Source organism: Microbacterium sp. ER1, assembly GCF_023383675.1.
Taxonomy (GTDB): domain Bacteria; phylum Actinomycetota; class Actinomycetes; order Actinomycetales; family Microbacteriaceae; genus Microbacterium.
The window spans coordinates 1-13518 of the sequence record NZ_QCXO01000004.1; the positions used below are offsets into that span (position 1 = coordinate 1).

The window sequence follows — 13518 nt, forward strand, 5'->3', positions numbered from 1 at the left end:
GGGTGGGACACACGCAAGGGGGTGGGTCGGCGAGGGGAGGTCGGGATTAGGATTGCCTAAGAACCCGCCGCCTCCGGGGGCAGAACGACGGGAAGGATGCAAGCAGCATGGGATTCATCACGTCTGCGGCGCTCGCCGAGACCGGATACGTGGTCCTCGACGACGAGACCACCCCGGTGGACCCGTCCGAGTGGCAGGACCTCGAGTACGTCGGCTGGCGCTCCTCCGGCATCACCCGCTTCGCACCCCTGACCAGCTACGCGGGCGAGATCGACTGCAACGGCTTCTGGAACCACACGCCGCCGCGCACCGACAAGGACGGCGTCTGGATTCCCTCACAGGTCGCGATCGCCCCGACCCTGCAGCGCCGTGCCCTGGCCCCTGGCGCCGGCGTCGGCCGCTGCCGGGTCATCGAGCTCCAGCCGAACGACTACGCCGACGCGATCTACAACCTGCACCAGGACGACAACAACCGCCTCAACGAGCCGGGCACGGGCTGGGTGGTCCGCGGGTACTACAACCTCACCGACGACACCGACTCGATGCTCATCCTCCGCTCCGACCGGTTCGACCCGGCCACCGAGGTCCGGCTGCCGCTGCGCGCCGGCTCCCGGATCATCGTCGACACGCAGCGCTTCTGGCATGCCGTGTGGCATCGCGGGACAAGGCCCCGGTATGCGCTCATCACCTCCTGGACCAGCGGCCCTGAGCTCGACGCATACATCGCCGCGCACCACGGCGACCCGCATCCGCCGACGGTCGACCTCGACCCGCGTGTGGTGGACGAGGCCCAGGTCGAGATGCACCGTCGGATCGAGGAGCGCCGTCGCGCGTTCGAGGCGCAGGGCATCGTGATGGAGCCGCCCGCCGACATGAACCTCGTCGGCTGAGGCTCAGACCGTCCGGCCGCCCTCGATCCGCACGACCCGGTCGACCGTCCCCGCGGGCGGCGCCACGTGCGAGATGAGCAGCACCGACTGCTCCCCCGTCGCCTGCAGCAGGTCGCGCAGGAGAGCGTCCGAGGCCTCGGGGTCGACGCCCGCCGTCGGCTCGTCCAGCACGAGCACCGGGAAGCCACGGAGCAGCGCGCGAGCCAGAGCGATCCGCTGCGCCTGGCCGCCGGACACCAGCGCACCGCGGTCGCCCACCCGCGCATCGAGCCCTCCGCGCTCGCGCACCCACGCCGCGAGTCCCACACGGTCGAGCACGGCGAGGAGTTCTTCGTCGGTGGCCGTGTCCCTGGCGAAGAGGAGGTTCTGCCGCACGTCCTCGTCGAAGAGCTGCGGCTGCTGCTCGCACAGACCGACGACGCGGCGCAGCGAGGGCCCGGACAGCGCCGCCGCGTCGAGATCGCCGATCCGGTATTCGCCGTCCACGCGGAGGAAGCCTACGAGCGCAGCCGCCAGCGAGCTCTTGCCCGCCCCGCTCGCCCCGGAGACGAGCACCCGCTCACCCGGCGCGAGGTCGAGGTCCACCCCGGTCAGCGCCGCCGCCCCTCCGGGCCAGTGCGCCGTGGCTCCCCGCAGCGTGAGCGCGGGGACGCCGTCGACCGCGACGTCCTCCCCCGCGTCGGTCCGCAGCTCCGGCGGCATCTGTTCGGGCAGCACGTCCACGATGCGCTCCGCGCTCGCGCGGACGCTCCGCCACGAGGCCGCCGCGATCGGCACGGCGCCGAACACCTCGAACACGACCATCGGCACGAGCACCGCGACCGCGAGCCACGGGGCGTCGATGGCTCCCGTGGCGAGGCCCGGGGCTGCCACCGCCAGCGCCCACACCGAGGCGGCGCCGGCCATCAGCGAGACCACTCCGGCCGCGACGGCCTGCGCCAGCGACGCCCGACCGACGACCCGACGCAGGGCGGCATCCGCGACACGGATCCGCTCTCGGGCCTGCGCCTCCGCGCCGAACGCGAGCAGCACGTCGAGGCTGCCGAAGTAGTCGACGAGGGCGGCGGACACCTCGGCCCGACGCGCCGACACCGCGGCCTCCGCGCGGGAGCCGAAGATCCAGCCCAGCCCGACGGCGGCGAGCGCGGCGACGAGGAGGCAGACGGCGAGGGTCAGCGCGGCCGGCGGCGAGACGAAGGCGAGGAAGCCGACGGCGCCGAGGGCGACCACGCCCGAGACGGCGAGCGGCTGCACGACCCGGAGCGGGAGGTTCTGCAGGTTCTCGACGTCGTCGACGAGGGCCGCGAGCACCTGGCCGCGGTCCGTCGCGCCGAGCCCCGCCGGCGAGAGCGGGATGAGGCGGCGCACCATGTCGGACCGGGTCGTGGCGAGCTGTCGGAGCGCGGCGTCGTGACCGCTCAGCCGCTCGAGGTACCGCGTGACGGCCCTGGTCACGGCGAAGAACCGCACCCCGACGACCGCGATGGACAGCGGCACGAGGGAGTCGACGATCGACGCGCTCACGATCAGCCAGCCGCTCACCGCGAGGAGGCTCACGGCGGCGGCCGCCGACAGCACGCCCCAGATCAGCCCGGGGAGGAAGCGGCGGAACGGTGGCTGCGCGAGCCGGAGCACCTCCCGGACCCGGTCGCTGCGGATCGTCTCGCTCATGCACTCACCCCCAGCGCCACGATCCGGTCGGCGATGTCCCTGGCCGAGCGGCGGTGCGAGACGAGCAGGACGGTGGCGCCGGCATCCGCTCGCGCGCGCAGCGACCGCCACAGCCGCTCCTCGGTGTCGACGTCGAGGGCGCTGGAGGGCTCATCGAGCGCGAGCATCCGCTCCGGCATTCCGTCGTGGCGGTACAGCGCCCTGGCCACCGCGACGCGCTGCGCCTGTCCGCCCGACAGCCCTGCGCCCTGCACACCCAGCACGCGGTCGGCGTCGATGCCCTCGGCGCACGCGGCGTCAAGCGCCCGGCGCACACGGGCGAGGTCGGGAGCGGCATCCCCGAGGGCGACGTTCTCCGCGACCGTGCCGCGCATCAGCCCCGGCGTCTGCCCGGCCCAGGCGAGCCAGTCGGACGGTGCGAGCTCGGCGACGTCCCGTCCGTCCCAGGTCGCCGTGCCCGTGGAGTCCACCGCCCCGCGGAGAGCGGCGAGCAGACTCGACTTCCCGGAGCCGCTCGGCCCCTCGATCAGGGTCACCGTCCCCGGCTCCGCGACGAAGGACACCGGCGGAAGGTCTCGCACGCGGAGCCCCTCGACCACGAGTTCCCGTCCCGCCTGCACGACGTCGGCCCGGCTGCCGGACGAGTCCACGGGGTTCGGTCGTGCATCCGTGCCGAGGTCGTGCGGGCGCACGCCGCCCCGGTCCCGGTCGCGCGCCGCATCCAGCACGTCGAACACGTCTTCCGTGGCCGCGACGCCCTCGGCCGCCGCGTGGAACTGCACGCCTACCTGACGGATGGGGAGGAAGGCCTCCGGGGCGAGCAGCAGCACGAAGAGCCCGACCTCCAGGCTCAGATCGCCCGAAAGCAGCCGGAACCCGACCGCGACCGCGATGAGCGCGACCGCGAGCGACGACAGCAGCTCCATCGCGAACCCCGACAGGAACGAGAACCGCAACACCTTCATGGTCTCGCGACGGTACTCGTCGGCGGTCACCTCGATGCGGTCGGCCGCCCGACGGTCCCGGCCGAACAGCCGCAGCGTCGACAGCCCCTGCACCGTGTCGGCGAAGCGGGCGGCGAGGTGCTGCAGCGTCTGCCACTGCTTCTTCTGCACCGTGCGGGTCGCGATGCCGATGAGGATGAGGAAGAGCGGGATGAGCGGCAGGGTGATGACGGCGGTGAGTCCGCTCGGCCAGTCCTGCCACCACATGACCGCGACGAGCACCGGCGTCGCGATGACGGTGAGCACGAGCTGCGGGATGTACCGCGCGAAGTACGCGTCCAGGGCTTCCAGGCCGTGACCGGCGGTGACGGCGATCTGCGTCTGATTCCGCTGCGCGAGCCACCCGGGGCCGAGGCGTCCGACGGCCGCGACGAGCGCGGCCCGCAGCTGCATCCCGGTCCGGTCGGCGGCCTGCGTGCCCGCGGCGTCGGAGGCGGCGATGAGCAGACCCCGAAGGAGGGCGGCCCCGAGCAGCCAGAGCAGGGTCACGGTGACGTCGCGCCCCGCGATCGCCCCCACGACCGCTTCGGTGAGGAGCCACGCGAAGGCGATCGTCACCGCGGTCTGGAAGACGCCGATCGCGGCCGACGCCAGGAGGAATCCCCGGGCGGCGGCCGCGTATCGGAGCAGCCTCGGATCGACGGGTTTCACGCGTGCGCCGGAGCCCCCTCGATCGACCGGCGGGTGACGCGCTTGCGGAACACCCAGTAGGTCCAGGTCTGGTACGCGATGACCAGCGGGAGGGCGATCAGCGCGGTCCAGCTCATGATCTGCAGCGTATACGGAGTGCTGGACGCGTTGGCGATCGTGAGACTGTACGCCGGATCGATGGTCGACGGCATCACGAACGGGAACAGGGCGGAGAACAGCATGACGACGGCGAACATGACCGTGAGCATGCCGGCGAAGAACGCCCACCCGTCGCGGCGGACGAGCGAGAAGCCGACTGCCGCGATCAGGCTGACCGCCGCGAGCGCACCGGCTCCGATGACGAGCCACAGCAGCGGAGCCTCCCGGCCCATCGCGATCGCGACCGTCCAGATCACCGTCGCGGCGGCGACGAGGATCGTCGGGATGGCGGCCTTCTTCGCGAGCTTCTGCGCGTCCTCGTGCACCTGGCCGTCCGTCTTCAGCGCGACGAACAGCACGCCGTGCAGGAAGAAGAGCAGCAGGGTCGTCACGCCGACCAGCAGCGCGTACGGGTTGAGCAGCGAGAAGAAGCCGCCGACGTAGATGTGGTTCTCATCGATCGCCACCCCCTGCACGATGTTGCCGAAGGCGACGCCCCAGAGCAGTGCCGGGACGACCGAGCCGATGACGATCATCCGGTCGAAGCCCTGCTTCCACTTCCTGCTCTCCCGCTGATGGCGGTACTCGAACGAGACGCCGCGGAGGATGAGCGCGAGCAGGATGAGCAGCAGCGGCAGGTAGAACCCGCTGAACAGCGTGGCGTACCACTCGGGGAACGAGGCGAAGAGCGAGGCCCCGGCCACGATGACCCACGTCTCGTTGAGGTCCCACACGGGACCGATCGTGTTGATGACCTGTCGGCGCGACACGTCGTTCTTGCCGAGGAACGGCAGCGACATGCCGACACCGAAGTCGAACCCGTCGAGGACGAAGTAGCCGACGAACAGGAAGGCGACCACCCAGAACCAGATCGTTGCGAGATCCATGATGCTCGTTCCTCTCAGTACACGACCGACGGCAGCTGAGCCGTCTCCTCATGGGGCTTTTCGTCGGTGTCCGGCCCCTTCTGGGCGGCCTTGACGATCAGCCGGACCTCGACCACGGCCAGCGCGGCGTAGATCGCGGTGAAGGCGATCAGCGAGATCAGGACCTCGAGTCCGCTCACGCCGGGCGAGACGCCGTCGCGGGTGGACATCAGACCGAACACGATCCAGGGCTGTCGACCCATCTCGGTGAACACCCAGCCCATGATGTTGGCGGCGAGCGCGAGCGGGAACGACCAGATCGCGACCTTCCACATCCACGGCGCGACCGGCTTGGTGGCCTTCTTGCGGGTGACCCAGAGGCCGGCGACGGCGACGAGGGCGGCGGCCATGCCGAGGCCGATCATCCAGCGGAACGACCAGTAGGTGATCCACAGGACAGGGGCGAAGTCGGTGAGACCGGTGCTCGCATACGTCTGGGCGTACTCGGCGTTCAGGTCGTTGATGCCGTGCACACAGGCGTCGAGCGTGTGGGTCGACAGCAGCGACAGCAGGTACGGCACCCGGATCGAGAACAGCTCCGAGCTTCCGTCCGGCGTGCCCAGCGTGAAGATGCTGAAGGAGGCATCGGCGCCGCAGACGGTGTTGAACGTCGCCTCGGCGGCGGCCATCTTCATCGGCTGTGCGGCGTACATCGCCAGACCGAGCTGGTCGCCCGTGAGCACGACGCCCGCGGTGGAGAAGATCATCGCCCAGAGGCCGAACTTCAGCGAGACGCGCATGGTGTCGAAGTGCTGCCCGCGGGCCAGGTGCCAGGCGGACACCGAGATGACGACACCCGCGGCGAACATGAGCGCGCCGAAGATGGTGTGCGGGAACGCGGCGAGGGCGACGGGGTTCGTCAGCAGCGCCCAGAAGTCGGTGAGCTCGGCGCGGTTGGTCACCTCGTTGTACGTGTAGCCGACCGGGTTCTGCATGAACGCATTGGCGGCGATGATGAAGTACGCCGACAGGATGCTGCCGATCGAGACGCACCAGATGGTGGCCAGGTGGATCTTCTGCGGGAGCTTGTCCCAGCCGAAGATCCAGAGGCCGATGAAGGTCGCCTCGAAGAAGAACGCCAGCAGGCCCTCGAAGGCGAGCGGGGCGCCGAAGACGTCGCCGACGAAGCGCGAGTAGTCCGACCAGTTCATGCCGAACTGGAACTCCTGCACGATGCCGGTGACGACGCCCATCGCGAAGTTGATGAGGAAGATCTTGCCGAAGAAGCGGGTGAGGTGCAGGTACTGCACCTTGCCGGTACGCACCCACGCGGTCTGGAAGATGGCGGCGACCAGCGCCATGCCGATCGTCAGCGGGACGAAGAGGTAGTGGTAGACGGTCGTCAGGCCGAACTGCCATCGGGCCAGGGCGAGCGGATCAAGCCATTCCATGAGCGACTCCCGTTCTGTTCGACGCCTGCGCGGCGGTGTCGCGCAGCTGCACGGTGCATTCGGAGGGCTGCGCGGCCTCGCGCACGCACTCGGCTTCGAGCGGACCCCCCGCTTCTGCAAGGATGCCCTGCATCAGCCCGAGATGCACCTGGCACAGCATCGGGCGGTCCTCCGGCCGGCCGGCCGCGTGCGGGCACGGACTCAGGTCGACGGTCAGACCGCGGTCGTCCACGACCGGCTCGAAGCCGCTCTCCTCCAGGTGCTCGACGAGGGCGTCGAGCTGGTAGGTGGCGTCCTTGCCGAGGGCGGTCCCGGTGCCGGGGAGGACGCTGCGGAGCAGGTCGCCGCGACGGGCGGCGGCCTTGGCCTTGTTCCGCGCGACCGGACTGGAGGCGTCCGGGGCCCCGGTGGCGGCGCGGTACAGCGTCCGAGGGCGCCCCCGGGTGGTGCGGTGCTCCACGGTCGGGATGACGTAGCCGCCCTCGATGAGCCGCTGCAGGTGCTCGCGCACGGTGTTCGGGTGGAGGCCGGTGGCCTCGCACAGGTCGCCGATCGCGAGTTCTCCGGAGGCGCCGGAGTGCCCGGCCTCGAAGAGGAGGTGCAGGATGCGCACCCGGGAGTAGCTGGAGATCGGCCCGCAGACGGACCCGCCGTTGGACATGTCTCAATTATCGGCCGGGGCCGGGGGCCGCCGGGGGAAGCGGGCCGTGAATAATCGCCTGGTCGATAGGGATGTCTGATCCCGCCGATAGCCTGGGGGCATGGCCACCCGGAAACCCGCTCCCCCCGCGTACGTCTGCACCGAGTGCGGGTGGACGACGGCCAAGTGGGTGGGCCGCTGCGGGGAGTGCCAGCAGTGGGGCACGGTCCAGGAGCAGGCCGCGCAGACCGGGATCCTCCGTCGCGTGAACGCGCTCGCACCGACCGCCGATCGCGCGGCGCGGCCGATCACGCAGATCACGACGCAGGACGCGCCGCGCCGCACGAGTGGGGTCGGCGAGTTCGACCGGGTGCTCGGCGGCGGCATCGTGCCGGGAGCCGCGATCCTCCTCAGCGGCGAGCCCGGCGTCGGCAAGTCCACCCTGCTGCTCGAGGTCGCCGCGCAGGCCGCGCGGAGCGGGCGACGGGTGCTCTACGCCAGCGCCGAGGAGTCGCCGGCCCAGGTGCGCCTGCGAGCGGAGCGGACGGGCGCCCTGCACGACGAGCTCTACCTCGCGAGCGAGACCGACCTCGCCACGATCCTCGGCCACATCGACGAGGTGCAGCCGCAGCTCGTCATCGTCGACTCCGTGCAGACCGTGTCGTCGTCGCTCACCGACGGCGCGGCCGGTCAGCCCAGCCAGGTGCGGGAGGTCGCCGCGACCCTGATCCGGGTGGCGAAGGAGCGCGATCTGCCGATCATCATCGTCGGGCATGTGACCAAGGACGGTCAGGTGGCGGGACCCCGGGTGCTGGAGCACCTCGTCGACGTCGTGTGCCACTTCGAGGGCGACCGGCAGACCTCGCTGCGCTTCATCCGTGCCCTCAAGAACCGCTTCGGCCCCACCGACGAGGTCGGCTGCTTCGAGATGACCGGAGACGGCATCGCCGAGGTGCCCGACCCCTCCGGCCTGTTCCTGTCGCAGGGCGCCTCCGAGCCGGGTACCTGCGTCGCCATCTCCCTCGAGGGCCGTCGCGCCCTCCCCGTCGAGGTGCAGGCGCTCACCGTGCCGAGCAACGCCCCGAACCCCCGGCGCATCGTGCACGGCCTGGACTCCTCGCGGGTGGCCATGGTGCTGGCGATCCTCGAGCGCCGGGCGGGCGTGCCCACCGGCAGCCTCGACGTCTACGTGTCCACGGTGGGCGGGGTGCGGTTCACGGAGCCCGCCGCCGATCTCGCCATCGCGATCGCCGTCGCCGGGTCCATCCAGATGATCTCGGTGCCGCGCACGGTCGCCGCCGTCGGCGAGCTCAGCCTCGCGGGCGAGGTGCGGCCGGTGACGCAGGCGGCGCAGCGGCGCTCCGAGGCCGCCCGGCTCGGCTACGAGCAGGTGGTGGACGACCGCTCGAAGACCCTGCGCGCGGCGCTGGGCGACGTCAGGGCGCGGAACAGCGCCCGTCGCCCCGACCGCGACATCCCGCCGTTCTGAGTCGGAGGGGCGCCCGGGTCAGGCGTCGAGCGCCTTGAGCAGCTCCACCGGGTCGGCCTGCATCGGGTGAGGCCCGGCGATGTCGAGGAACACGGTCGTGATCGGGTGGGCGGAGAGGAACGCGCGCAGCCAGGCGGCGTCGTAGATGCCGACCCCGGGCGGCAGGTTGGCGGGCTTGTTCTTCGCGTCGCTGAAGAGCAGCAGGGCGAGGTCACCCGAGTTCGGGTCCCGATAGGTCCACACCTCGCCGCTGTCGAGCGGATTGTCGCGCGCTCCCGGCTTGATGAGCGGGACGACGGTGGTGCCGTGCCGCAGCGCGAGGGCCACCGCGGCGACGTCCTGCTTCTCGAGGGCGAGCGCCAGAGCCTCGGACCGGAAGTCCTCGGGCGCCGGCTTCTTCTTCGCGCTCTTCCCGGACTTCGCCTTCTTCGCTGCCATGCCTCCAGCTTAGGCATCGGGGCGGCGCGGCGGCGCCGGGGAAAGATTGGGGCCCTCTCGAGTCCTCCATTGGGGACTGGGGTACTCGAGAGGGCCCTCGGACTCTCGAGCGGCGGTGTCGAAGCGCTGGGGACGCTGTAATTCGACGCCACTGGGGATGGCATGTTGCCGCATAGCGGGAGAGTCACCTCTATGGTATCCCAAAGACCGGGCCCTGTCAGCACAAGTGCCCGTCGCGCGCTCAGAACAGGAGGATCTGGGTGGTCGTGGCGCTGGGGAACCCGCCGATCGAGACGCCCACGTGATACGAGGCGCCACCGCCGGGAGCACGCTGACGGTTCTCCTGTGCGCAGGTCTCGACACTGGACCGGGTGCGGTCCCAGACGACCGGCTCCTTGCTCACCACGGTGGACCCGGCGGTGAGCGTGGCGATCATGCTGCTGGGGTTCTCCTGGCAGTCCGTCGAGCGCCACCACTCGTCCGAGCCGCTGGAGATCGTGAACACCTGGGTCGTGGAACCCACGTCGATCGTGCAGTCCTTCGTGCCCTTGTTGGTCAGGGAGATGGAGAGCTTCGGCAGAGCGCCGTCGGGATAGGACTCCGCATCCGTGACGGCCGTGACCTCGATGTCCTTCGCCTCGCAGGGGACGACGGCCGGAGTGGCATCCGCCGACGGCGAGGGGGCGGGCGAGGCCGATCCGGACGGTGTGGGCCCCGAGGAGGCGGAGGAGGTCGGTGCGGGTGCCGGCTCCTGCGCCCCCGTGGACGCCCACGGCCGGGCGATGAGGAGCCAGACGGACGCGCCGACGATCGCGAGGACGAGGATCAGCCCGAGCAGTACCGCCAGACGCCGACGACGGTACACGGCGGCGGAGTGACGGGGCATGCCTCCAGGTTAAGCGATCCCCGTCCGCGCCCCTGGGAGGCGCGAGGCGGTGGTCCGGGGCTCAGAGCACCTTGAGCATGCGCGTGTTGCCGAGCGTGTTCGGCTTCACATGCGCGAGGTCGAGGAACTCCTCGACGCCGGCGTCGCCGCTGCGCAGGAGCTGCGAGTACACGTCCGGATCGACGACCTGCTCCCCGATCGGGGTGAAGCCGCGACGCCCGAAGAAGTCGACCTCGAACGTGAGGCAGAACAGGCGGGTGAGCCCGAGCGACCGCGCGTTCTCCTCGAGCCGCTCGACGATCGCCCGACCGACGCCGTGGTGGAGCCAGTCGTCGCGGACGAGCAGGGTGCGCACCTCGCCGAGGTCTTCCCAGATCACGTGCAGAGCCCCGCAGCCGATCAGCTCCCCGTCCGCCTCGGCGACGACGAACTCCTGCACGGCGCCGTAGAGCACGGCGAGATCCTTGCCGAGCAGGATGCGCTGCTCCACCATCGGCTGGAGCAGGTTCCGGATGCTGACGATGTCGGCGCTGCGGGCCGGCCGGACGATGTACGCGCTCACCCGACCAGCCTAGGACCCGCTCCTCCCGTCGGCTCTCAGACGCGGCACAGCTTCGGAGATCCCGGGCGACACCCCGGCGCCCCGGGGCGTCGCCCCGCGTGTCGACTGTCGTCTCCGAAGTCATGCCCGGAGCGAGGGCGGAGTGGGGACGACGAAGGGGCGGATGCTGTCGCATCCGCCCCTTCGGGTGATCGTGTCGAGGATCAGTCGTTGCCGGTGATCGCCAGGTCGGGCGTGCCGGAGATCGCGCCGCCGCCGGTGTTGACGCCGACCGCGACCTTCTCCCCGCGCGGGCCGTGCTCGAACAGGAACTCCCCGTCCTTCGCATCGACCTTCACGTGGTCGCCCGAGTCGAGCTCGCCGTGCAGGATCTTCTCCGACAGACGGTCCTCGATCTCGTGCTGCATCGCGCGACGCAGCGGACGGGCACCCAGGGCCGGGTCGAAGCCGATCTCGATCAGACGCTCCTTGGCGGACTGCGACAGCTCGATCGTCATGTCGCGGTCGAGCAGACGCTCGCCGAGGCGCTTCGTGAACAGGTCCACGATCTGCACCAGCTCGTCCTTGCTCAGCTGCGGGAAGACGATGATGTCGTCGACGCGGTTGAGGAACTCGGGCTTGAAGTGCCGCTTGAGCTCCTCGTTGACCTTGCCCTTCATCCGCTCGTAGCTCGTGGCGTTGTTGCCCTCGATCTGGAAGCCGACGGGGCCGCCGGCGATGTCGCGCGCACCGAGGTTCGTGGTCATGATGATGACCGTGTTCTTGAAGTCCACGATCCGACCCTGACCGTCGGTGAGGCGACCCTCTTCCAGGATCTGCAGCAGCGAGTTGAAGATGTCCGGGTGCGCCTTCTCGATCTCGTCGAAGAGGACCACGCTGAACGGCTTGCGCCGCACCTTCTCGGTGAGCTGGCCACCCTCTTCGAAGCCGACGAACCCGGGAGGGGCACCGAACAGCCGCGAGACGGTGTGCTTCTCGCCGAACTCGCTCATGTCGAGCGAGATGAGCGCGGCCTCGTCGTCGAAGAGGAACTCCGCGAGCGCCTTGGCGAGCTCGGTCTTTCCGACGCCCGTGGGGCCGGCGAAGATGAACGAGCCCGAGGGACGCTTCGGGTCCTTGAGGCCGGCACGCTGACGACGGATGGTCTTGGAGAGCGCCGCGATGGCCTCCTCCTGACCGATGACGCGCTGGTGCAGCGCCTTCTCCATGAAGACGAGTCGGCTGGACTCCTCCTCCGTCAGCTTGAACACGGGGATGCCGGTCGCCTGAGCGAGCACCTCGGCGATCAGGCCCTCGTCGACGACAGCCTGGGTCGCGACGTCGCCCGCACGCCACTGCTTCTCGAGACGCAGCCGCTCGGCGAGGAGGCTCTTCTCCTCATCGCGCAGGGAGGCGGCCTTCTCGAAGTCCTGCTCCTCGGAGGCGATCTCCTTCTGCTCGCGCACGGCGGCGATCTTCTCGTCGAACTCGCGCAGCTCGGGCGGGCTGGACAGGATCGACAGACGCAGGCGCGCGCCGGCCTCGTCGATCAGGTCGATGGCCTTGTCCGGGAGGAAGCGGTCGGAGACGTAGCGGTCGGCGAGGTTCGCCGCGGCCACGATCGCGCCGTCGGTGATCTGCACCTTGTGGTGCGCCTCGTACCGGTCGCGCAGACCCTTGAGGATGTTGATCGCGTGCGGCAGCGTCGGCTCGTTCACCTGCACCGGCTGGAAGCGGCGCTCGAGCGCGGCGTCCTTCTCGAAGTGCTTGCGGTACTCGTCGAGCGTGGTGGCACCGATGGTCTGGAGCTCACCGCGGGCGAGCAGCGGCTTGAGGATGCTGGCCGCGTCGATCGCGCCCTCGGCGGCACCCGCACCCACGAGGGTGTGGATCTCGTCGATGAAGACGATGATGTCGCCGCGCGTGCGGATCTCCTTGGTGACCTTCTTCAGACGCTCCTCGAAGTCGCCGCGGTAGCGGGAACCGGCGATGAGCGAGCCGAGGTCGAGCGAGTAGAGCTGCTTGTCCTTCAGCGTCTCGGGCACATCGCCCTTGACGATCGCCTGGGCGAGGCCCTCGACGACGGCGGTCTTGCCGACGCCGGGCTCGCCGATCAGGACGGGGTTGTTCTTGGAACGGCGGGAGAGGATCTGCATGACCCGCTCCGCCTCCTTCTCGCGCCCGATCACCGGGTCGAGCTTGTTGTCGCGCGCGGCCTGCGTGAGGTTGCGACCGAACTGGTCGAGCACCTGCGAGCCGCCCTGCGCACCCGACGGGGTGTCGTTGGACTGCGCGCCGACGGACGCGGGCTCGCGGCCCGGGGCGCCGGAGAGCAGCTGGATGACCTGCTGCCGCACCTTGTTGAGGTCGGCGCCCAGCTTGACGAGCACCTGAGCGGCCACGCCCTCACCCTCGCGGATGAGGCCGAGGAGGATGTGCTCGGTGCCGATGTAGTTGTGACCGAGCTGCAGGGCCTCGCGGAGGCTCAGCTCGAGCACCTTCTTGGCGCGCGGCGTGAACGGGATGTGCCCGGTCGGCTGCTGCTGACCCTGGCCGATGATGTCCTGCACCTGCTCGCGCACGGCGTCGAGGGAGATGCCGAGCGACTCCAGCGCCTTGGCTGCGACGCCCTCGCCCTCGTGGATGAGGCCGAGCAGGATGTGCTCGGTGCCGATGTAGTTGTGGTTGAGCATCTTCGCCTCTTCTTGGGCGAGGACGACCACTCGACGGGCTCGGTCCGTGAATCTCTCGAACATGTTGACTCCTTATTCGCACGGGGCGAAGACGCATGAAGCGCTTGTACATCGAGAGTAACGACCAGAAATGGCGGGTATGCCCGTGTTCGCCGTGGGC

The 13518-nt window shown here is 70.2% G+C and carries 11 protein-coding genes; 2 read left to right on the top strand and 9 right to left on the bottom strand.

Annotated features, from left to right (window positions below; genetic code table 11):
* Window positions 1-107: 107 nt before the first annotated feature.
* The gene (locus tag BV453_RS00275) at window positions 108-890 is read left to right on the top strand and encodes a hypothetical protein (RefSeq protein ID WP_249520574.1); all 783 of its coding nucleotides are present in this window, start codon (window positions 108-110) and stop codon (window positions 888-890) included.
* 3 nt (window positions 891-893) lie between these two features.
* On the opposite strand, the gene cydC is transcribed toward BV453_RS00275, so the two are convergent.
* The 5 genes from cydC to BV453_RS00300 are packed head-to-tail and all read right to left on the bottom strand — an operon-like array spanning window position 894 to window position 7332.
* Complete coding sequence (cydC, locus tag BV453_RS00280; RefSeq protein WP_249520575.1) at window positions 894-2561, bottom strand: thiol reductant ABC exporter subunit CydC; 1668 nt, start codon at window positions 2559-2561, stop codon at window positions 894-896.
* Window positions 2558-4216 carry a thiol reductant ABC exporter subunit CydD gene (gene cydD / locus BV453_RS00285; protein ID WP_249520576.1) on the bottom strand — a complete coding sequence of 553 codons (1659 nt, stop codon included), beginning with the start codon at window positions 4214-4216 and terminating at the stop codon, window positions 2558-2560. Before cydD ends, cydC begins: the two co-directional genes overlap by 4 nt.
* Complete coding sequence (cydB, locus tag BV453_RS00290) at window positions 4213-5241, bottom strand: cytochrome d ubiquinol oxidase subunit II (RefSeq protein ID WP_025105486.1); 1029 nt, start codon at window positions 5239-5241, stop codon at window positions 4213-4215. Before cydB ends, cydD begins: the two co-directional genes overlap by 4 nt.
* Window positions 5242-5255: 14 nt before the next feature.
* Window positions 5256-6671 (bottom strand): cytochrome ubiquinol oxidase subunit I, encoded by a 1416-nt coding sequence (locus tag BV453_RS00295; RefSeq protein ID WP_249520577.1) that lies wholly within the window; start codon window positions 6669-6671, stop codon window positions 5256-5258.
* Entirely contained in the window at window positions 6658-7332 is a 675-nt protein-coding gene (locus tag BV453_RS00300) for a metalloregulator ArsR/SmtB family transcription factor (protein ID WP_085605984.1), read from the bottom strand. The genes BV453_RS00295 and BV453_RS00300 overlap by 14 nt, the downstream gene beginning before the upstream one ends.
* 100 nt (window positions 7333-7432) lie before the next feature.
* Here BV453_RS00300 and radA point away from each other — a divergent pair, with 100 nt between their 5' ends.
* Window positions 7433-8800, top strand: a complete 1368-nt coding sequence (gene radA / locus BV453_RS00305; protein ID WP_085605982.1) for a DNA repair protein RadA — start codon at window positions 7433-7435, stop codon at window positions 8798-8800.
* Window positions 8801-8818: 18 nt separating this feature from the next.
* Here the strand turns inward: radA and BV453_RS00310 are convergent, their stop codons facing one another.
* From BV453_RS00310 to BV453_RS00325, 4 genes are all read right to left on the bottom strand, one after another.
* A complete protein-coding gene (locus BV453_RS00310) occupies window positions 8819-9238 on the bottom strand; it encodes a hypothetical protein (RefSeq protein ID WP_025105482.1) in 420 nt (139 codons plus the stop codon).
* 241 nt (window positions 9239-9479) lie between these two features.
* Window positions 9480-10124, bottom strand: a complete 645-nt coding sequence (locus tag BV453_RS00315) for a hypothetical protein (protein ID WP_126894385.1) — start codon at window positions 10122-10124, stop codon at window positions 9480-9482.
* Window positions 10125-10185: 61 nt separating this feature from the next.
* Window positions 10186-10686 carry an amino-acid N-acetyltransferase gene (locus tag BV453_RS00320; RefSeq protein WP_025105480.1) on the bottom strand — a complete coding sequence of 167 codons (501 nt, stop codon included), beginning with the start codon at window positions 10684-10686 and terminating at the stop codon, window positions 10186-10188.
* A gap of 203 nt (window positions 10687-10889) precedes the next feature.
* On the bottom strand, window positions 10890-13421 hold the full coding sequence (locus BV453_RS00325; protein ID WP_025105479.1) for an ATP-dependent Clp protease ATP-binding subunit: 2532 nt from the start codon (window positions 13419-13421) through the stop codon (window positions 10890-10892).
* Between the last annotated feature and the right edge of the window lie 97 nt (window positions 13422-13518).